Source organism: Pseudoalteromonas luteoviolacea, from assembly GCF_000814765.1.
GTDB lineage: Bacteria > Pseudomonadota > Gammaproteobacteria > Enterobacterales > Alteromonadaceae > Pseudoalteromonas > Pseudoalteromonas luteoviolacea_H.
Genome location: NZ_JWIC01000008.1, coordinates 211,573 through 232,971, shown reverse-complemented (window position 1 = coordinate 232,971; position 21,399 = coordinate 211,573). Strand labels below are relative to the sequence as shown.

Below are 21,399 nucleotides of genomic sequence, written 5' to 3'. Positions count from 1 at the left end.
AATAACTAAACTAGCCGTTTTGCTTTGATGCGTTTACCTTTTATCTTGTCCGCCTGTAACTTACGAATAGCAGGCTTAACCGCATCTCGATATACCGCCACATAAACCTGGTTGTCTTGTACCGTGATATTGCCAATTTGCGCAGCACTGATGCCATTTTCACCAGTTAAGCAACCGACGATGTCTCCAGCCCTGACTTTTTGCTTTTTACCAACATCAAGTACCACGGTAACCATGCTCGGTTTATATACTGGTTTATCCAATAAGCTCAACGGTGGTGTGGGAGAAGGATTAAATTCTCTTTCATACAGCTCGCTGAGCTGTTTGACTTTGAATGTTTCATTTTCTCCATACAAAGAACACGCAAACCCTTTTTTGCCCCCTCTGCCCGTGCGACCTACACGGTGCACATGAGTTTGTGGTTCAAGTGCCATATGATAGTTAACAACCATATCGATATCATCAATATCGAGCCCTCTGGCCGCCACATCTGTGGCAACAAGAATAGAGGCACTTTTATTAGCAAAGCGGAGTAACATGCGCTGACGTTCAATTTGCGCCAAATCACCGTGCAATACCACAACTTGTAAACCCGTTTGTTGTAATTCAGTATACAACTTTTTGGTCTCAACTTTGGTGTTACAAAATACGATACAACTTTGCGGTTTGTGCTGTAATAACAATAGTTTTAAAGTATTAAATCGCAGCTTATTATTTTTTAAATGATAAAACTGTTGTTTGATCTGCTTGTTAAGCGCTTCAGTTTCGCCTTTCACGACAACTGGCGATTGCATAAACTGCTTTGCGAGCTTTTCTATGTCTTTAGGGTATGTCGCGCTAAACATCATCGTTTGACGAGTAGGTGATAAATAGACGGCAATGTTTTCAATGGCATCGATGAATCCCATTTCTAACATTTGATCGGCCTCATCCAAAACAAAGTGACTGACACCGGTTAAATCTAATGTCCCTTTAAACAAATGCTCTTCAACACGACCTGGAGTACCCACCACAATATGTGCACCATGTTCTAATGAGCTGACCTGTGGACCAATCGGTTCTCCGCCACAAATCGTCAGTACTTTGATATTCGCCAATGATTTTGCCAGTTTCCTGACTTCATCCGCCACTTGCGATGCTAATTCGCGTGTTGGAGTCAGAATTAGCCCTTGAATTTGCTGTGCATGCGGGTCCAATTGTTGCAACACCCCCAGACTAAAAGCCAGCGTCTTACCAGAGCCCGTTTTAGCTTGTGCGACAACATCCTTGCCACTTAATAACTCCGGTATCGCCTGCGACTGAATCGGCGTCATTTTATTAAAGCCGGCGTTTGACAAAGAAGTAAACAACTCTTGGCGCAGGGGAAGTTGAGAAAATAGCAAATTCACATGGATGTCCTAACAAATCAAATTACGTCAATTTTACCAAAAACCTCGACTCTTAGTATATAACTGTATTCTGGCATTCAAAGCACAATACACACTGTCATCCCACACAAGACAACAATAATCCTACAGTGCATATTCATGTCATTCATCTTATTAACGTTTAAATTAAATAGTTTCGATGTCAAAATAAAACTCAATTTATCTATCAAGGATTATTCATGAAACATGCATTTCGTACGCTGATTAAATCCAGCATACTGCCGCTTGTCGCACTCTGTACCAGCCATATCGCTTATGCCCAAGAGTTTACAAAAGCAGAGTTGGAGATGGTTGAAAAAGTGCGCGAACACGCTCGACAAAGCGACCTCAGCTGGCAGTTGGTTGAGTCCCTTACAACCGAGGTAGGCCCACGCTTACCGGGTACTGAAAATGATAAAATGGCCGTTGCATGGGCTAAGCAGAAGTTTCAAAAACTTGGTTTTGATAAAGTGTGGTTGGAACCTTCCAAATTTCCAGAGTGGCGTCGCTACCACGAATCCGGTTTTATTCTAACGCCAAGTAAGCAACCACTCCATTTAACTGCGCTTGGTAATAGTATCAGTACACCTGAAACAGGCCTGTCTGGCGAAGTCGTCTTGTTTGAAACTTTCGATGAATTAATTGCAGCACCTGCTAACAGTTTGCAAGGCAAGATAGCTTTTGTGAACTATCGTATGAATCGTGATATCGACGGTAATGGCTATGGGCCTGCTGTTAAAGCACGTAATAAAGGTGCCGTTGAAGCCGCTAAAAAAGGCGCTATCGCCTACATGATGCGATCGGTCAGTACCAGTCATCACCGATTTGCGCACACTGGTGGCAGCCACTACACCAAAGGGGTAACAAAAATCCCAGCAACCGCAGTTGCAAACCCTGATGCGGACCAATTAGCGCGCCTGATCGCGCTTGGAAAGCCAGTCAAAGTTGAGTTAAATATTCAAACTGAAGATCTTGGTGAAGGTACGAGCTACAACGTCATCGGTGAAATTACCGGTTCTAAATACCCACAGCAATATGTCTTACTGGGCAGCCACCTAGACTCATGGGATTTAGGGACTGGCGCACTCGATGACGGTGCAGGGGTGGCATTAACCATGGCTGCGGCTAAGCATATCGCCGACCACACCCGCCCAGAGCGCAGTATCCGCGTTGTGTTATTTGCCGCAGAAGAGCTTGGTTTGTGGGGTGCTAAGGCCTATTTCAAACACTATGAAAAACAACTCGATAATATTGTTGCTGCCGCAGAGTCTGATTTTGGCGCTGATATCGTGTATGCATTTGAGTCAAACGTGAATGCCGCGTCGCTCCCAGTCGTCAGAGCCATCGCTGAGCAGTTAAAACCGCTTGGGGTAAAATATATTCGTAAAAATGCAGCCCGTGGTGGACCTGACCTTATTCCACTCAAGCAAACTGCCTCGGCACCAATTTTCGATCTGCATCAAGTCGGCACTGATTACTTCGACTATCACCACACTGCCGATGATACTCTGGATAAAGTAGACCCAGATAAATTGAAGCAAAACACGGCCGCTTATGCCGTTTTTGCTTTGATGGCAGCCAATGCAGAAACCAAAATGGCAGGTAAATAAACCCACTTTGTGCCAAGACAAAGGCATGCTATCTTTGTCTTGGCAATACAATAATCATAATCACCCACGGAGCTGGCGATGATCAAAAACGCAATTTTTCGTTCTCATGACATCATTTCGGAATTACTGAGTCGCTACAAAGCCATTGCGATCGCGTTTATCCTCATTGGTGTGTGTGCCCATTGGATTGTGCAACACCAACGCACTCAACAATTGCAGCATGCTTGGTTAGAAACTCCTAAAGTGGATGATGTGATCATGGTTGATATTGGCAGGATGCAAACGGACAGAGTCTATCAACCACAATTTCGTATCGCTCAAGTCATTGCCGTCAATGATACCCAATTAACCCTCAAGCAGGGCCGTTATACTTACTCGCGAAAGCGTGATGCAAAGCGTGCTATTCAGCTTGATAACTTAATGGTCGATGATTACTTTCAGGCAGAACCTTGGCATATCCCCAGAGCACAAATCATGCCCTACTACCAAAGTGGCGCAATCTACGCAGCCTATCGTCCAAATGACATTTATGTCATGGGCGGTATTGTCAAACAGCGTGCACTGCCGCACTTTCCGAAACATCAACGCGCGGTATTCTCTGCAGCCAATAGCCAAGGTATTGGCTTTTATCAACGAGGTGATTTAGTCGCGGCAAGGGCTGAGTTTGAGATCGCGACAAAAAATAAAGATCAATGGGGTATGTATAACTTAGCGACCATGCTGATCGCAGCAGAAGGTGGAGAGCAAGATTTACAACGCGGTTTTGAATTGCTCAAAGCCGCCCATGAACAAGGTAACGTCAAAGCCAAAGAAGCGCTTGCGTCACTGTGTATGATGCATCAAATCTGCGAATGAGTCGGTGCATCGTAATATTGTCTTAAGAATACTTCAAATTCATCGGCACTGCAGGGCTTGGCATGCAAATACCCTTGGGTAAAGTCACAGCCAAGCTCTTGCAACAAACTTAATTGCGCCTCGGTTTCTACCCCTTCAGCTATGACTGTCAGCTTCAGCTTGCTGGCCATCGAAATAATCGCGCTAATCAGCGTTTTATCTTCTTCATCATCGGGTAAATCTTTGATAAACGCACGGTCAATCTTAAGTTTAGAAAGCGGAAAGCGTTTCAAATAACCCAGTGATGAATACCCCGTTCCAAAGTCATCTATTGCCAACCCAACACCCATCGCTCGCAGTTGCTCTAGTTGTCTTTCGATATCGTCTGAATTGTCAGCTAATACAGTTTCGGTGATCTCAAGCGTCAAGCACTCCGCTGGTAACCCTGTGTCCTTAAGTACTTTTGCCACCAAAGCAACCACATTTTGACGCTTAAATTGTATACTAGACACATTGACCGAGACAAAGAATGGCCGTTGGGTCTTCGTCAGCCATGCGCGAGCTTGTGCACAAGCCTGATATAGCACCCACTCGCCCATTGAAATAATCAGCCCCAACTCTTCACTGATGGGGATAAAATCAACGGGAGATACCTCGCCCAATGTGTCATTATGCCAGCGCAATAACGCTTCACATCCCAGCTTTTGCTCACCCACAATAGGCTGATAGACCACTCGCAACTCTTGATTCGCCAATGCACGGTGCAGGGCCCCTTCAAGCTGACTGCGTGCTTTGGCGTGCTCGTGCATTGCGGTAGTAAAAAACTGATAGCAATTACGACCGCTTTCTTTTGCTTTATACATCGCACTATCTGCGTTACGCAATAATACTTTGCGATCCTCACCATCATCAGGGTAAAAGGTGATCCCCATACTGCCTGAGACATATGCCTCATGACCTTCAAGATGAAACGGCGCACTCAGTGCAGTCAGAATCTTTTCCGCTAACTTTTCCATATCACTGATCATATCCATATCGGGCAATAACAAGGCAAACTCATCGCCACCCAAGCGCGCTACAGTGTCTGAATTTCGTGTACACTCTCGGATCCGGTTTGCCGCCTCTATCAACAGTAAATCGCCAATATGATGGCCTAGCGTGTCATTTACTGCTTTAAATCGATCAAGGTCAATGAAACACACAGCCACTCGTGATTGTTTACGTTGCGCTTGTGCCAAGGCAATATCAAACTTGGCATGATAGTGATGGCGATTGGCAAGATCCGTTAAATTATCAAAATTAGCCTGCTGCCACATCAATTGCTCATTGCGCTTGCGTGATGTGATGTCATTAAACAAAGCAACATACATATCTATATCACCATGCTGATCAAATACCGCAGAGACTTGCAACCAACTAGGGTACACCTCTCCATTTTTGCGCTTATTCCAAATTTCTCCTTCCCAGTGACCTCGCGTACTTAACGCATCATATAACTGGGTAAAGTAGGCGGTGTCATGACGCCCGGAATTAAAGATTGCAGGTGTTTTCCCCATCACTTCGGGCCCGCTGAATCCGGTAATATCGGTGAAGGCACGATTGACCATCTGAATACAATTATCTTTGTCAGAAACCAATACCCCTTCACTCGTCGTTGAGAAGACGGTGCTGGCTAAACGCTGTTCTTTCTCATCCGCCAGACGCTGGGTGATATTTTGGAGCAAGAAGATATGCCCATACAGCCCCCCATTGTGATCCAATACATCTGTTTTGCTTATCTCTACATCCAATGTGCCAAAATTGGTCGTGATCTGACATTCTTTGGGCTCAAACTGGAGCTGCTCAAGGCACACACACTTGGATAACACATCCCCTATCGGTTTGTTATCCAATTCACCTAAGTCTTGATATGCCGCACGATTGGCAGACAGTACCTTATCATTTACATCAGTAAAAATAAGATAGTCACCAATGGCGTCAAAAATGGCATTGAGTCTGGCACGATGAAATTCAGAGCGCTTTTTGGTTTTTCGTAATCGGAGAAACCCCCAGCCTAATATCACGGTCGTACCGACAAAAATGCCAATGACACTGCTGAGTAAAAAGACTTGCACTGTGCTGCCATGCTTAATTTCCCGTGTTTGCTGAGCGACTTGCTGCTCAAGATTACTCTGGTAGTGCCACAATGCATGCTCTAGCTGGCGTCTTGCACTGATATCTTGTATCACTGAGAACAACAGGGCTTCACCATTGCTAGCCATAAAAGGAGAGGAATACACAGACACGGTTCGATTTTCACCGCTCGCTAAACGATGTTGAAAGATAAAATAATTTCGTCCTTCATTGAGCGCAGAGAGCCGCTCTTTTTCCACTTGCTGAGGTGAGAACTGATTAATTTCTTGGATATATAAGGCTTCGAGCTGCGTTTTGTTATAACCATAAAAATCAGCCGCAGCTTGATTGGCCCGTACGATTTTTCCGCTGTCAGGCTCGATTAACAGCATGACTGCACTATGATTATCAAACACTTCTGTTGGCAATGTTTGTGCGAGAGATTGTGTGGCATGCAGCCCAATACACGCAAAGAGTAAACGCTGCGCTATTTTTGTTATTGTCTTCAAGCCGCCTCCACCCAATACTCCGTCGACTCTGACAGAATATAGCCTATAGACTAGGGCAATGAAACCTAAGAGTGCATAACATAGACAAAAATATGATCAGTGTTAAACCAAATACTTACTTAATTCGTACCCAATTTAACCATTCTCTTCGCATCGTAAACGTATGCGCATAGTTACATTATGACATGTCTCAATTATGGCTGTTGAACCGTTTGACTATGTGCTGTGTTGTTGGGAATTGATATACTCCACTTACCAATAAGCGTACTCACTGCGTAAAAGGCAAAAATGAAATATAAAGACTTAAGAGAGTTTATCGAGTTGCTTGAAAAGCAAGGTGAACTCGTGCGCGTCAGCCAACCCATTTCGACAAAATTAGAGATGACAGAGATCGCCGACCGTACATTGCGAGCTGGCGGGCCCGCTATTTTATTTGAAAACCCCGAAGGGTTTGATATCCCTGTGTTAGCGAATCTCTTCGGCACGCCAAAGCGCGTTGCTATGGGGATGGGACAAACGGATGTCAACGAATTACGTGAAGTTGGCAAATTACTGGCATTTTTAAAAGAGCCTGAGCCGCCAAAAGGCATCAAAGAAGCCATTGGCCAGATCCCTGTCTTTAAGCAAGTGCTGAACATGCCTGCAAAAGAAGTGAGAAAAGCACCATGCCAACAAGTTGTGCTGTCGGGCGATCAAGTCGACCTCACTAAATTACCAATCCAGCATTGCTGGCCTGGTGATGCAGCTCCTCTCATCACTTGGGGCTTAACCGTCACAAAAGGTCCGCACAAAAAGCGCCAAAACTTAGGTATTTATCGCCAGCAATTACTGGGTAAAAACAAGATCATCATGCGTTGGCTATCCCACCGCGGTGGTGCACTGGATTTCCAAGAGTGGTGTAAAGAGCACCCTGGCGAGCCTTACCCAGTGTCGGTCGCGCTCGGTGCAGATCCAGCCACGATTTTAGGGGCCGTGACACCAGTGCCAGATACGCTCAGCGAGTACGCATTTGCGGGCTTACTGCGAGGCAGCAAAACCGAAGTCGTTAAATCTGTCTCTAATGATTTACAAGTTCCAGCCAGTGCAGAAATTGTACTAGAAGGCTACATTGAGCAAGGTGAAACCGCACCTGAAGGCCCATATGGTGATCACACCGGTTATTACAACGAAGTCGATGATTTCCCTGTGATGACTGTTACGCATATCACGCATCGTGAAAACCCGATTTATCACAGCACTTATACAGGCCGTCCACCTGATGAACCTGCAATTTTAGGTGTGGCACTAAACGAAGTATTTGTACCCATTTTGCAAAAGCAATTCCCTGAAATTGTTGACTTCTATTTGCCACCAGAAGGCTGTTCATATCGCATGGCGGTCGTGACAATGAAAAAGCAATATCCGGGTCACGCTAAACGCGTAATGATGGGGGTATGGTCTTTCTTACGTCAATTTATGTACACAAAATTTGTCATTGTCTGTGATGATGATGTCAATGCGCGCGACTGGAATGATGTTATCTGGGCAATTACCACCCGTATGGACCCTGCCAGAGACACCACCATGATCGAAAGCACCCCAATCGATTACTTAGACTTTGCATCACCGGTATCTGGACTCGGGTCAAAAATGGGGATGGACGCAACCAATAAATGGCCAGGTGAAACCGACCGTGAATGGGGTGTGCCTATCGTCATGGATGATGAAGTCAAACGTAAAGTCGATGAGATCTGGGATAGCTTGGGGATCATGAAGAAGTAAACACGGTGTCATACGATGCGCACTGATTACCTGCACATGTTTACAAGTTGGGTAAACAATCGCGGTGGACGATATATCAAATCGACAACCAAATATGTTACAGTGCGCATACTTTCGCCAAGGTGCTTAATTATTAAGGTTTGAAATGCAAATACTAAAAGCGCGTGTAGAGGCCATTTCTCCTCTCACTGAATTTGTTCATAAAGTGCTACTAAAGCCACAACATGATGCAGAATTTTCTGCGGGTCACTATTTACAACTCGTACTTGGCGAGAAAGATAAACGTGCTTTCTCTATTGCCAGCAGCCCTTCTAGAAAACAAGAACTTGAGCTGCATATCGGTGCATCTGGTGCTGACTCTTATGCAATGCAGGCACTTGATCATTTGAGAGAAGCGCACAGCAATAATGTTGAAGTTGATCTTGAAGTGGGATTGGGTATCTCACAAGTTCGCCCTGAACACTCAAGACCTTTAGTATTGCTCGCGGGCGGAACTGGCTTTTCTTATGTTAAATCAATGGCCGATTATCTAGCTGAAATTGACTACGACCAACCGGTTTTATTCTACTGGGGTGTGAAAGAAGAATCTGCACTCTACGCGAAAGCTGAAATGGAAGCGTGGGCTAACAGCAAAACGCACTTCCAATTCATTCCTGTTGTCGAAAACGCATCTGACACTTGGACAGGTCATACTGGCTATGTACACCAAGCCGTGATGAAAGACATCGTATCATTAGAACCATACAGTGTTTATATGGCAGGACGTTTTGACATGATTGGTATTGTACGTGATGACTTTATCAATCACGGTGCACAGCGCGACTTTATGTTCGCGGATGCCTTTGCATTTATCAAATAATGCACCCTATGCGCGGTGACCAAACCGCGCATTCAATCTATAAAACCTATCAATATAATATAAATAATCAATTTTAAAAATGATTACCCATCGCCCATACTAGCTCTATCACTCAACAGGAGAGCTATCATGGCAAAACAATTTATCTCTGACATCATGTCGGCGCAATTTCCAAAAATCACACCGGATACTGACATTACGGATGCGATTGCACAATTACAACAATTTGGTTTATTTGGTGCCCCAGTGCAAGACAGCGAAGGCCATCTCGTCGGCTTTATTTCTGAGCAGCAGTTACTTGCCCCGCTTCTTCAAAGTAGTTATTTCTGTGATGGGAGTAGTCAAGTTGCCGAATTAATGAGTACAGAGACGCTATCAGTCACTAAGGCAACCACAGTGGTAGATTTAGCCACTCAAATGCAGCAAAACAAACCCAAGATTTACCCAGTCCTAGAAGATGAAAAAGTGGTTGCCATCGTGACGCGTAGTCAGGTCATCGCGGCATTGAAAGAGAATTATTTGAGCTGCTCAGCGCACTGAGCAGCTTAATGAATTAGGCGTATTTGTTCATAAGCGCTTGCTTGTCCGCATCACTCAAAAATGCGATTTCGATGGCATTGTGTTGTGCTTTAATGATGTCTGATGCGCTCAAGCCAGCTAATGGCGCCGCTTTTTCAAACTCATTATCAAGCTCTATACCTTGCACAGCTGGGTCATCGGTATTGATGGTCGCCAATATACCATGATCTAAGAACTGCTTGAGTGGGTGTGTTTCAATGCTTGCAACTGTGCTGGTTTGTAGGTTACTGGTTAAGCAAGACTCAATACCAATGCGGTTGTCACGTAAATAGTCCATGAGCTTAGGGTCTTCAATGGCCTTTACACCATGACCGATACGTGTGGCACCGAGCTCTTGAATGGCCTGCCAAATACTGCTTGCGCCTTTTGCTTCACCCGCATGAATCGTCGCGCCAAGGTAGGCATCGCGAACTTGCCTAAAGTGATCAATGAATAACTCACCAGGGAAACCGATTTCGTCACCCGCCAAATCAATCGCAACCAAGTCATTTTTAAATGCCAACAATGCATCTAGCTCGTACTGACATTTTTCGACACCAAACGTACGTGACATAATACCGATTAAATTCACTTTGATATCACGCTCGGCACTGGCTGACTTTATGCCATCCACAACCGCTTCTACCACACCTTGCGGATGTAAATTATGTGTTTTTGCCATGTAATATGGACTGAAACGAAGTTCTGTGTAATCCATATTTTGCGCGATGGCATCTTCAACATTCTCAACTGCAATACGACGACATGCGTCATAATCACCCAGCACCTTCACACCCCAATCTAATTTGGCTAAAAATGCCATCAAGTTTGGTGCGTTATCGAGTACTTGCACATGCGGCCTCAGGCCTTCAACATCCTGTGCTGGCAACGGCATGTTAAATTTTTGACCGAGGTCTAAAATTGTTTCAGCACGCACATTACCGTCTAAGTGGCGGTGTAAATCAAGTAAAGGTAGTTTGGTATTGATCATAAGGCACTCGGTTTGCAGATAAAATTTTTCAGATCATACGCATCTTAAGTTTAGATACAAGGACAATTATCCGCAAAAACAAACTAAACAGACCTCTTAGAATTAATTGTCCACGTACAGATAAGTATTGAGATACAAAAAAGCCAGCGTGATAGCTGGCTTTGAATTAGTGATACTGGTCGCTCAACAGTAAATAGGCCTTTTCATACTGCCCTGTTTTGGCAAATGCCCTCTGTGCCTGATACTGCCATAACGTTTGCCACGGTTCACTCGATAGCGTATCGAAAATTTTTGCAGCCAGGCTATGATCTCCCTCACCATTGGCTAAGCATGCTAAGCAAAACAGTAAATCGCTTTGCTCTGGCTGTTTTTTCAATTTACTTTGTACCAGTTTGCGCAATTCGATATCCGCACCATCTAGGTGCTGTAAAATCTCAGCAAGCTCGCTAATTTGGTCTTTTTTCAAAAGTTTGACCAACTCTTTACGCACTGGCGCTAATTGACCTGTTCGTACACACACTGCCATAAATGCAGGATAACTCATTGCCCTAAGCCCACGCGGCAATGACCCCTGCAAGGCTTGAAGATCTTTATCTGTGTGCTGTGCAATGGCAGAAAAATAATCAGTAAAGAAACCATCCCACTGCGATTCACTCCAGTGTAGCTGCTTATGGCGCTGTATAATTGTCGACTGTAAGGTATCCCAATCTTTCGCTTGCAGCAGCGCACTCACATACGCATGCAGTTGCGTCGGGGTGGCTTTTTTCATCTGTGCTTGGGGCGCCAAACTCTCCAGCGCTTGTCCCTCTTGCTCTGCTGCCAGCCACAATTGACTAACCTTACTTTGCGCCGGTTCACTCAGTTGTTGCAAATACTCCCTGGCCACCACTTTTTTCCCGGCATACAGTGCCGCTTTCGCTTGGATTGCACATTGCATATCACGCCACTTCTCGGGAAACTCGGCTTTTTGCAGGGCGTAACTCAAACTGTCTTCTTGACCATTGATCAACGCCCACATGCTCTGCTCCAGCGCCGCTTCCTGACGCGCATTACGCTTTTTGCTGCGGCGCTTAGAAACGCCAACAACCACACGCCATATGGCTTTACCTATTTTTAAGATAATCGCGCCAATAGCGAGCGCCAAACACAGCATGAATACTAAGGAAACCAATGTGCTCTCTATGGTATACACACCCGCCGATACTAAGACGTAGCCCTTTTCATCGATCAACATATGTGCACCAGCCATCACAATGAAAAACAGTATGGCCACCAATAACCAGCGTATCATTGTAACCACTCCTTCAGTGCTGTGGGTGTCGCCAACTGAGGAGATTGAGCCACTGGATGTTCTGTTCGTTGCAACACCTGTAATTGCTCCATCACCATATTGCTCGCTGACTCATTTGTTCGGTAGTAGCGGTTCAAAGTCGCTATCGCGCCCGATAAAGCTTGGTCAAAAATACTCGCTTGCTGGTCTAAAAATGCGGTTTGTGCTTGCTGTAAATAACTGCGTAGCTGGGCTCGGATCAATTGTTGCTCTTGTGCATCTAACAGCGGATCAATCACAGGTCTATCATGCTGACGGATGGTTAAAAAGTCCGCCTTAATTTTTTGCCAACTACGAATAATGTTGGCTTGCCAGTCACTGATATCACGGCTGAGTTCGGCACTTTCAACTGCGCGCTCTTTGGGTTTATCAATGGTTTTAAGTGGTAATTTATCCACCTGAGAAATCAAGCCCGCCAGTGCCATATATACCGCTTCAGTACTGGGTTTTGGCAAGGCGCGAAGCATCGCAATATCTTGATTAATGGCAAGCTTTAAAGCATCTGTTGCAGGTTCTTCTGAGAGCGCGCCATCTAAGCGTTTCAATACCATAACAGCACCTAAATAATCTCGCTCACTGGCCGCTTTAAACTCAGCATAGCGGGCCAATGCACGCAATTCAGAGCTGACCGCACCACCGACCTGCTGGCGTGCTTGTGACAGGGTTTGTTGCAATGTTTTCTGCACTTGTTGCTGCTGTTGTTGCAATTGCGAAGTCATCGACTTTTGCTGAGCTTGCCACTGATTTTGTAAGCCGTTCAATGTCGATTGAGCCGTCTGCAACTGCGACAGTAATTGCGAATTCTGCGCGCTTAGCTGCGCTATCTGTCCACTTTGCTGTGTTATTTGTTGCTGATTATATACGTAGACTCCCCCAGCAGCGCCCACTCCCGCCAAGGCGACCAATAAAGCAAGTACCGCTGTTTTGCTCAATTTAGCCGTATTGTTATTCGCCTGGGTTTCCACCTGCTGCGGCTCATTCGTTGGGATTGAAGCCGGCGTTTCTTGCTGTTTTTCCGTCATTGCATTGCCCTGTTGGGAAATTAAAGCACCAATCGTCTGAGCCAAGGCATCATTGCTCGCACCTGAACTCACCACGATCTGTGTATCGGTTATTTTATACTGAATTTTAAGATGTTGCGCTGTCCGCTCACTGACAACCACAAACATACATGTTTGCAACCAAGCTTGATTGGCTGCTTGTTGCGTGTTGAAAATCGCATCAACCGCTGCGTTACTGGTGACCACTATACCGTCAATTTTAGATGCCCGCCAGAGGTCTAACCAGTCATCCGAGCTACTTTGTTCTGCAATTCGTTCATAGACATTACAAGTACTTAGTCGCGCGCCTCGGGCTTTTAGGGTTTTTGCAATATGCGTGCGACCACCTCGGCCTTTGATGATCACCACACTTAAATCTTGTATCTCTTCGAGTTCTGCAAGCGCCACTAGCCCCTCAGAATCTTGCCGTTTGGGTACTTTGGCCCGGCGAGATAAATACTCGCTCACCGCATCAGCTGTTTGTGTGCCAACTGCAAATATTTGGCAAGTAGAGGATAATGACAAGCTATCCGCTTGTAATTGCAACGCAAAATTAAGCACCGCATCTTGCGAAATAAAAATGAGGATATCAGCGTCACAGGCGCTGAGTAATTGTTGAGGTGATGCTTGAACTGAACAGAGCTTCAGCACTGGTGTACACAGTGCTGATAGATGAGATTTTGCCAACTCAGTGGCAAGCGCCTCTCCCTTTCCTTGCGGCCGAGTGATGGCAAACTTCACATTAAGCGTCTCTATACACTTCCGCTAAAATACTGTCCGCACCTTGCGCTAAAAGTGCTTCAGCAAGTTCGATACCCAGTGCTTCAGCATTGGCAATATCACCGGTGAGCTCTGCACGCAGAATTTGACTTCCATCCACAGCGCCCACTAAGCCGCGCAAGTATAACTGGTCTTGTTGTAGTTCAGCATACGCGCCGATAGGCACCTGACAACCCCCTTCGAGGCGTCGATTCATCGCTCTTTCTGAAAGAACACGCGCTCTCGTTTCGGCGTGCTCCAAAGGCGCTAGCAACCCTTGAATGCGCGTATCATTGCTGCGACATTCAATGCCAACCGCACCTTGTCCATTGGCAGGCAATGACTCTTCGACTGAGACAAAGCTTGCAATGCGCTCTGGCATTTCCAAGCGGATCAGACCCGCAGCAGCCAATATGATTGCATCATATTCACCCGCGTCTAATTTAGCCAAGCGCGTGTTTACATTGCCACGCAAATCCTTAATGACTAGATCAGGGCGTGCTTCGCGGATCTGACACTGGCGACGTAAACTGGAAGTGCCCACCACGGCACCTGCTGGCAATTCACTTATGTGCTTGTATTGATTAGACACGAAAGCGTCACGTGGATCTTCACGCTCACAAATGGTGTGCAGTTCTAACCCCTCTGGGAAATCTACGGGCACATCTTTCATTGAGTGCACGGCAATGTCTGCGCGGCCTTCTAACATGGCTTGTTCAAGTTCTTTTACAAACAAGCCTTTACCACCAATTTTAGCCAAGGGCGTATCCAAAATTTTATCACCTTTGGTCGACATCGGCACCAATTCCACTACAAGTCCAGGGTGAAAGTGCTCTAGTCGCGCTTTAACGTATTCTGCTTGCCAAAGTGCCAGTGCGCTTTTACGTGTCGCAATGCGCACAGTATTTTTTGTATCTGTCATGTTTTGCCTTGTCGGCTCCTAGGGAGCCTTCGCTAAAATTCGAAATGATTTTTGTGCCAACAGCTGTCCACCCTGGGTGATCACTTCAACGCGCCATTCTCCGGTTTGACTCGGCATAATATTCTTGCTCGAGTAAGTGCGGTATCTCGGCGTGCTGACTGGCAAAGTAATGTCTGCCATCAATTGGTCTTGATGAAACCACAAATGTTGCACCACTTCGCCTTGAAGTCCTTTGATCTCGGTAAAGAAATAGAGTTTTTCTTGAAATCTGCTGGGTTCAACTAAGTGCTTAAGCACGTTGATTGGCTCTCGATTTTCAATGCCAGAGGTCAATACGGCTCGGCTGATATGACTGGTATCTACCTTGGCATTGAGCGCAACACTGGCCACTTGTGCATCAGCGGCAAATTGTGTTTGTACTGGCAGCGCATTTTGTGGGGCTGTCATTCTCGGTTCAGTCGGTATTTGTTCTTCAAGCACAACGGTAGGTGCAGACTTTTCCTGCCCTACAGTCTCGTTAGTTACCTCTACCGCTTTTTCAGCTTGTACTGTCAACGCATCTGCCGATGGTGCTGAATCCTCGATATGCGTGCTCTGCACACTCCCCTCTGCCATAGATGCTGACTCAATCATGTCAGACGATGGCATGGCCACTGCGCTTACCGGCGCACTCATTGGTGTCTGTGCTTCATCAGCATAAACAGACGTAAACACACCATATGACAACGCAGTCACACCAAAACTTGCCACACACACCGCGCTGATAATACGCCGCCAATGATATTGATACCCGACGGTTTCAATGCGATGAGGCTGAGATTTAGCCTCTGTCATTTTGGTTTTGATCACTATACGTTGAGTCATATGTATGTCCTGTTCACTATGACAAGCGTGCGATTAGCCACGCTCGGATCGCTTTAAGCTCTTCGATGCACACTTGGTGCTCCATTGGGTAGTCTTGCCAGCTGACCTCATACCCTTGCTCAACCAGCGCATCGTGTGCAGTGCGCCCCGCTTGCATCGGTACAACTGGGTCGTGACTGCCGTGCGCCATAAAAATATTTAATGCCGGTTGGGTGGCTTCTGCACTTAGCTTTTGTGGTGCGCACATATACGTAGACAATGCCATCACGCCAGCCAATGTATGTGATAAACGCGGAGCCAAATGAAGACTGATCACGCCACCTTGTGAAAAGCCTGCTAGGATAATTTTATCTGCCGGGATCCCTGCTGCCATTTCTTGTTCAATAAGCGCAGAAACGGCTGCCGCCGACTCGCGTACACCAACTTCATCAGCACGGTTTTCAAGATCCATACTTTTAATGTCATACCAAGCACGCATTTCCATACCGCCATTTACTGTCACAGGCTGTATCGGTGCATGTGGGAAAATAAAACGCACACCCAGTGAATCAGGCAAGTCTAACTCTGGCGCAATCGGTAAAAAACCGTTACCGGAGTCGCCTAATCCATGTAACCAAATCACTGTTGCTTTGTGCTGCGCTTTAGCAGCATATTCTACAAATTCTAACATCAGTCGTGTTGCCACTCTATTTTTTGACCCGCCTGACGTGTTGCCGCGTCGGCCATAAACTGCCAAAACTCGGAGCCAGAACGGTTATCTATCCATTTATCATCACGTAATTCAAAGTGATGGCCATTAAATTTGGTTGCTACCCATACTTGATGCAGTGGTGCTTGCTTATTGATAATAATCTTAGAACTATCAGCAAAAATGATCTCTAAAATACCGGAAGCAGATTCATAATCTAAATCAGCATCACAATCGTCGATCTGCTCTTCAATTGTTAACATTAACGCTTCGGCTAACTGATGATACTCGTTATCTGTCATGACGAACTCCTTAAATACGGCTAAGCGACAACCAGCTTTCCCGATACAGGGAATAAATTTCAACCGCAAAAGCTGCTTTTTTCGCGAATTCTGTTACTCTGCGATTATAAAGGCACTGACATCATTAATCTAATGAAAGCGACATACACTCAATTTAGCTTACTTGCCCTAGCATTGACTAGCACCTTAACGTTAACAGCTTGCGGGCAACGTGGTCCACTGTATTTACCTGAAGACGCAGATAAAAATCGCGCCTCCACCACGCAACCATCCTCGCAAGAAACGAAAAAAACTGACGAAAAGGATAAGTAAATGGACTTTTTCCAGTATCAAAATAATGAATTGTACGCAGAACAAGTCGCTATCAAAGATATCGCGGCTCAATATGGTACACCTTGCTATGTATACTCTCGTAAAACGCTAGAGCGCCACTATCGCGCATTTACTGACGCTGCCGCCAGTCACAAACACTTAGTTTGCTACGCTGTTAAAGCGAATAGCAACCTTGCTGTACTCAATGTCTTGGCAAAAATGGGCGCGGGCTTTGATATCGTCTCTCAGGGAGAGTTAGCACGTGTATTAAAAGCAGGTGGTGATGCTAAAAAAGTGGTGTTTTCTGGGGTAGCGAAAACACAACAAGAAATCATTTACGCGCTTGAGCAAAATATCAAGTGCTTTAATGTCGAATCTAAGGCAGAGCTAGAGCGTATCTCTGATATTGCCACGCAAATGAACGTACAAGCGCCAGTATCTATTCGTGTAAACCCAGATATTGATGCAAAAACACACCCCTATATTTCAACGGGGTTGAAAGAAAATAAGTTTGGTATCGATATCAAACAGGCATTTGACGTTTATCAATTAGCTTGTGCCCTACCGGGTATTCAAGTGGTGGGGGTTGATTTTCATATCGGTTCGCAACTCACTGAAGTTGAGCCCTTTTTAGCTGCATTGGATAAAGTATTAGACTTGGTCGACACCTTAAAATCAGCTGGGATCACCCTACACCACCTCGATATTGGCGGGGGACTTGGTGTACCTTACGATGGTGAAAAACCACCTCACCCAAGCGCATACGCAGCTCAGGTAATTGCACGACTTGAGTCGCATAGTGAATTGGAATTAATTTTTGAGCCTGGGCGTGCTATTGCGGCCAATGCTGGCCTGCTAGTCACCAAAGTAGAATACTTAAAGCCAACAGCGGATAAGCACTTTGCCATTGTTGATGCAGGTATGAATGATATGTTGCGCCCATCATTATACCAAGCATGGCAAGAGATCATTGCTGTCAGCCCACGTAATGATGGCACACCAGAACATGCTTATGATGTTGTCGGGCCAGTCTGTGAAACAGGCGACTTTATTGGTAAAGATCGAACCTTGGCCATTTTACCTGGTGATTTACTTGCTCAACGCAGCGCAGGTGCTTATGGTTTTACCATGAGCTCTAACTATAACTCGCGCCCTAGGGTCGCTGAGATCATGGTTGATGGTGATCGCGCTCAAGTGATACGTGCCAGAGAATCACTTGAATCGCTATGGCAGGGCGAAGCCTTACTTTCAGAATAATAAAAGCGATAGTGCATCGCATTGAGCGGCTAAATAGTAAAATAATATGTTTGTAAATTTTTCAAAAATGCATGGCTTAGGAAACGACTTTGTGGTGATTGATAACGTCACACAAAACGTTTTTTTGTCACGCGATCAAATTAAAAAGCTCGCAGATAGACATTTTGGGATTGGGTTCGATCAATTATTACTCGTAGAGCCTCCTTACTCTCCCGATCTTGATTTTCACTACCGTATTTTTAATGCCGATGGCACCGAAGTGGAGCAATGTGGCAATGGTGCACGCTGCTTTGCTCGCTTTATCAGAATGAAAGGACTAACCAACAAGCACAAAGTCAACGTTTCCACCAAAGGCGGAGATATTACGCTTTATACAGAAAAAGACGGCCAAGTGACGGTCAATATGGGCACCCCCCAGTTTGCGCCTCAGGATATTCCATTTAAAGCCCAGCAGAGTGAACTTACCTATGTACTTAGGGCACAAGAGCACACCATTTTTTGTGGCGCAGTCTCCATGGGTAACCCACACTGTATCATCGAGGTTGATGATATAAGCACCGCCGACGTCGAGACCCTAGGTCCGCTCATTGAGCACCATGAACGCTTTCCAAAACGCACCAATGTGGGTTTTATGCAGATCATCAATCGCGAGCATGTAAAGCTGAGAGTGTGGGAGCGCGGTGCAAACGAAACTTTAGCATGTGGCAGTGGTGCTTGTGGTGCCGTTGCAGTCGGTATTGCCCAGGGTAAACTGGCCGATACTGTACGTGTTGATTTGCCTGGGGGGACATTACAAATACGCTGGAACGGCGGAAATAAACCAGTCAAAATGACAGGCCCCGCTGAACATGTTTTTGATGGACAGGTCGCTATATGAGTAATAAGTCGCATCCTTTAACAGCTCAAGAAGTCATGGATTATTTACAAAAAAATCCGGGCTTTATGCTGGAACACCCTTACTTGTTGCTGGATATGAATCTGCATGTACAGCATCAGGGTGCACCTAACCTTGCACTCATGCAGCAGCGTGTATTACGTGAAGAAAATGCCAAACTCAAAAAGCAAATAGCCGCAATGGTGGACTCGGCTAGAGAAAATGAGCTGATCTTTAAATTGTTCAGTGATTGTCAACGCGCATTGTGGTACTGCAATAACTTTCAAGAACTCGCCGACATTCTCGCTGATACATTATCTCAATCTCCGAAAATATCTGTCTGCCAGCTCATCCCTTACGACAATACTCTTGAAGAGCTGGTGAGCAGACGACTCAATAAATTGTCTCGTTACTTAGGGCGATTAGACTTACAAGAGCAAACACTCCTATTCAGTGGATTTGCCTGCAATTCAGTTGCTTTGTACTTACTTGGACCGAGCGATAAACCCACTGCAATTTTAGCTTTTGCCAGTGAATGTGCCGATCACTTTTCACCTGATAATGGCAACCTGTTCGTCAATGAGTTGGTCTCTTCGCTGCAAATTAGACTGAAGGAATTAGCATGAGCGAGACATCGCTCAGCGCACAATGGCAAAACCCAATTGATGAGTTTATGGCCTACTTGCGCTACGAAAAGCAGTATTCTGCTCACACCTTGAAGCAATATCAAACCCAGTTGCTCCTAGCTGCAGAGTTTTTTGCACCACATTGTCAAAATTGGTCCTCAGTCAGCAGTGACCTGATCCGACGTTTTTCAATGCAACTGCGTTCGCAACAATACAACCCAAGGAGTATTAATCTCAAACTCAGCTGCATTCGCAGCCTGTATAAGTTTTTAAAAACCAAGCATCAAGACTCCCATGGTTTACACGACCCAGCTGCAACCCAAAAAGGTCCCAAGTTCCAAAAGCCCCTGCCAAAAAACCTTGACGTCGACCAGATGATGCAATTACTCGATATTGACGATGAAGATGCTTTGGCTGTGCGTGATAAAGCGATGATGGAACTGATGTATTCAAGTGGGCTGCGGATCAGTGAACTGGTTAACACCAATTTATACGATATTCGCGAAGGCGAAATTCGGGTCATAGGTAAAGGTAACAAAGAACGTGTCGTGCCAGTGGGGAGCAAAGCCCGTGAAGCCATTGCTGCATGGTTAACACTGCGCCCAATGTATGCGCATGAAGAAGAGCTTGCTATGTTTGTTAGCAGCCGTAGATCGCGTATTTCTGTCCGTCATGTCAGAGCAAGAATGAAAGAATGGGGTATAAAACAAGGGATCAGTGCCAATGTACATCCTCACAAACTGCGCCACTCCTTTGCCAGTCACTTATTGGAATCCAGTGGTGATTTGCGCGGTATCCAAGAAATGCTTGGCCACAGCAGCTTATCTGCAACCCAGGTATACACGCATGTAGACTTTCAGCACCTTTCCAAGGTGTACGATCAGGCGCACCCAAGAGCTAAGCAAAAGAAGTCTTAACACTGTATTTTACAGACTTCACTCACCTCATGCTTTTCGCATACAATAGAAAAATTGTTGCCCTACTTCACTGTGTATTATGCGATTTAATCGATCAATTTCACCCATTCAAGTTTTAAGTTTTGACTTAGACGACACGCTCTATAATAACCACCCCATTATTCTTAATGCCATCAATGCCATGCAAACCTATTTACAGTCTATCCCACAGTGGGCGGCTCAAAATAGCGACTATTGGCTAGTCTGTAGACGCCATGTAAGTAAGATACAGCCTCACTTACAAAGTGATGTCACTCAGTGGAGGAAAGTCGCGCTAGAGTATGGCTTGTCGCAATTAGGCTTAGCAAAAGAAGAAATTACACGACATACACACCTTGCCTACCAAGCATTTTCCGATGCCCGAAGCCAAATCACAGTTGCAGATTCAGTGTTGACTCTATTGGATAATTTAGCGAAAAAATACACGTTAATTGCCATCACCAATGGCAATGTTGACGTCGATAAATTTAACTTGGCCGGAGTATTTTCACGTGTTTACTTAGCGGGCCCAGATGGTGAAGCAAAGCCCAGTGATGCGCTATTTAAACGCGCCTGTCGAGATTTGAAAATACAACCCAACCAGATCTTACACATCGGAGACAGCTTAGATACAGATGTTCAAGGTGCGAATCATGCCGGATGCCATAGCGTATGGCTAAATAATCAAGGGATAACCTACCAATATCAAGGACTCGCAGACATCGAAATCTCTGATATCCACCAGCTTAAGGCACTTTATTAACCTCAAAGATGACGCGCTCAGCCAAGCGATGTATGACGTAAATGGCAATAATACTGAGCGCTGTCAATTCGCCATTAGTCTGCTAAA

Annotated in this window: 20 protein-coding genes; 11 read left to right on the top strand and 9 right to left on the bottom strand. The window is 45.5% G+C overall.

Annotated features, from left to right (window positions below; genetic code table 11):
• Positions 1-5: 5 nt before the first annotated feature.
• A complete protein-coding gene (gene dbpA, locus JF50_RS20710; RefSeq protein WP_039611265.1) occupies positions 6-1,388 on the bottom strand; it encodes an ATP-dependent RNA helicase DbpA in 1,383 nt (460 codons plus the stop codon).
• 218 nt (positions 1,389-1,606) lie between these two features.
• Between dbpA and JF50_RS20705 the strand changes: the two genes are divergently transcribed.
• Positions 1,607-3,016 (top strand): M20/M25/M40 family metallo-hydrolase, encoded by a 1,410-nt coding sequence (locus JF50_RS20705; RefSeq protein WP_039611264.1) that lies wholly within the window; start codon positions 1,607-1,609, stop codon positions 3,014-3,016.
• A 78-nt stretch (positions 3,017-3,094) separates the two neighbouring features.
• Complete coding sequence (locus tag JF50_RS20700) at positions 3,095-3,871, top strand: sel1 repeat family protein (RefSeq protein ID WP_039611263.1); 777 nt, start codon at positions 3,095-3,097, stop codon at positions 3,869-3,871.
• On the opposite strand, the gene JF50_RS20695 is transcribed toward JF50_RS20700, so the two are convergent.
• The gene (locus JF50_RS20695; RefSeq protein WP_080760317.1) at positions 3,856-6,471 is read right to left on the bottom strand and encodes a GGDEF and EAL domain-containing protein; all 2,616 of its coding nucleotides are present in this window, start codon (positions 6,469-6,471) and stop codon (positions 3,856-3,858) included. The two genes, JF50_RS20700 and JF50_RS20695, sit on opposite strands and share 16 nt — an antisense overlap.
• 288 nt (positions 6,472-6,759) lie before the next feature.
• Here JF50_RS20695 and ubiD point away from each other — a divergent pair, with 288 nt between their 5' ends.
• From ubiD to JF50_RS20680, 3 genes are all read left to right on the top strand, one after another.
• Positions 6,760-8,232, top strand: coding sequence for a 4-hydroxy-3-polyprenylbenzoate decarboxylase (gene ubiD, locus JF50_RS20690; RefSeq protein WP_039611262.1), 1,473 nt, complete (start codon positions 6,760-6,762; stop codon positions 8,230-8,232).
• A 145-nt stretch (positions 8,233-8,377) separates the two neighbouring features.
• A complete protein-coding gene (fre, locus tag JF50_RS20685) occupies positions 8,378-9,091 on the top strand; it encodes an NAD(P)H-flavin reductase (protein ID WP_039611261.1) in 714 nt (237 codons plus the stop codon).
• A gap of 129 nt (positions 9,092-9,220) precedes the next feature.
• A complete protein-coding gene (locus JF50_RS20680) occupies positions 9,221-9,631 on the top strand; it encodes a CBS domain-containing protein (protein ID WP_039611260.1) in 411 nt (136 codons plus the stop codon).
• A gap of 13 nt (positions 9,632-9,644) precedes the next feature.
• On the opposite strand, the gene add is transcribed toward JF50_RS20680, so the two are convergent.
• From add to cyaY, 7 genes are all read right to left on the bottom strand, one after another.
• On the bottom strand, positions 9,645-10,640 hold the full coding sequence (gene add / locus JF50_RS20675; protein ID WP_039611259.1) for an adenosine deaminase: 996 nt from the start codon (positions 10,638-10,640) through the stop codon (positions 9,645-9,647).
• A gap of 166 nt (positions 10,641-10,806) precedes the next feature.
• Entirely contained in the window at positions 10,807-11,931 is a 1,125-nt protein-coding gene (locus JF50_RS20670) for a heme biosynthesis HemY N-terminal domain-containing protein (RefSeq protein ID WP_039611258.1), read from the bottom strand.
• Positions 11,928-13,751, bottom strand: coding sequence for a uroporphyrinogen-III synthase (locus JF50_RS20665; protein ID WP_039611257.1), 1,824 nt, complete (start codon positions 13,749-13,751; stop codon positions 11,928-11,930). Before JF50_RS20665 ends, JF50_RS20670 begins: the two co-directional genes overlap by 4 nt.
• Position 13,752: 1 nt before the next feature.
• On the bottom strand, positions 13,753-14,691 hold the full coding sequence (gene hemC / locus JF50_RS20660; RefSeq protein ID WP_039611256.1) for a hydroxymethylbilane synthase: 939 nt from the start codon (positions 14,689-14,691) through the stop codon (positions 13,753-13,755).
• 18 nt (positions 14,692-14,709) lie between these two features.
• Positions 14,710-15,555 (bottom strand): DUF2914 domain-containing protein, encoded by an 846-nt coding sequence (locus tag JF50_RS26425; RefSeq protein WP_052262604.1) that lies wholly within the window; start codon positions 15,553-15,555, stop codon positions 14,710-14,712.
• A 16-nt stretch (positions 15,556-15,571) separates the two neighbouring features.
• The gene (locus tag JF50_RS20650) at positions 15,572-16,225 is read right to left on the bottom strand and encodes an alpha/beta hydrolase (protein ID WP_039611255.1); all 654 of its coding nucleotides are present in this window, start codon (positions 16,223-16,225) and stop codon (positions 15,572-15,574) included.
• Positions 16,225-16,545 (bottom strand): iron donor protein CyaY, encoded by a 321-nt coding sequence (gene cyaY, locus JF50_RS20645; RefSeq protein ID WP_039611254.1) that lies wholly within the window; start codon positions 16,543-16,545, stop codon positions 16,225-16,227. Before cyaY ends, JF50_RS20650 begins: the two co-directional genes overlap by 1 nt.
• A 132-nt stretch (positions 16,546-16,677) precedes the next feature.
• On the opposite strand from cyaY, the gene lptM reads away from it, so the two are divergent.
• The 6 genes from lptM to JF50_RS20615 all read left to right on the top strand — a co-directional run bounded on the left by lptM (position 16,678) and on the right by JF50_RS20615 (position 21,312).
• A complete protein-coding gene (lptM, locus tag JF50_RS27945) occupies positions 16,678-16,857 on the top strand; it encodes an LPS translocon maturation chaperone LptM (RefSeq protein WP_039611253.1) in 180 nt (59 codons plus the stop codon).
• Positions 16,858-18,114: a diaminopimelate decarboxylase gene (gene lysA / locus JF50_RS20635; RefSeq protein ID WP_039611252.1), complete on the top strand. Its 1,257-nt coding sequence runs from the start codon at positions 16,858-16,860 to the stop codon at positions 18,112-18,114.
• A gap of 46 nt (positions 18,115-18,160) precedes the next feature.
• On the top strand, positions 18,161-18,991 hold the full coding sequence (dapF, locus tag JF50_RS20630) for a diaminopimelate epimerase (RefSeq protein WP_039611251.1): 831 nt from the start codon (positions 18,161-18,163) through the stop codon (positions 18,989-18,991).
• Positions 18,988-19,614: a DUF484 family protein gene (locus tag JF50_RS20625; RefSeq protein WP_039611250.1), complete on the top strand. Its 627-nt coding sequence runs from the start codon at positions 18,988-18,990 to the stop codon at positions 19,612-19,614. Before dapF ends, JF50_RS20625 begins: the two co-directional genes overlap by 4 nt.
• Positions 19,611-20,531, top strand: a complete 921-nt coding sequence (locus tag JF50_RS20620) for a tyrosine recombinase XerC (protein WP_039611249.1) — start codon at positions 19,611-19,613, stop codon at positions 20,529-20,531. Before JF50_RS20625 ends, JF50_RS20620 begins: the two co-directional genes overlap by 4 nt.
• Before the next feature lie 76 nt (positions 20,532-20,607).
• Positions 20,608-21,312 carry an HAD-IA family hydrolase gene (locus JF50_RS20615; protein WP_039611248.1) on the top strand — a complete coding sequence of 235 codons (705 nt, stop codon included), beginning with the start codon at positions 20,608-20,610 and terminating at the stop codon, positions 21,310-21,312.
• Positions 21,313-21,399: the final 87 nt, after the last annotated feature.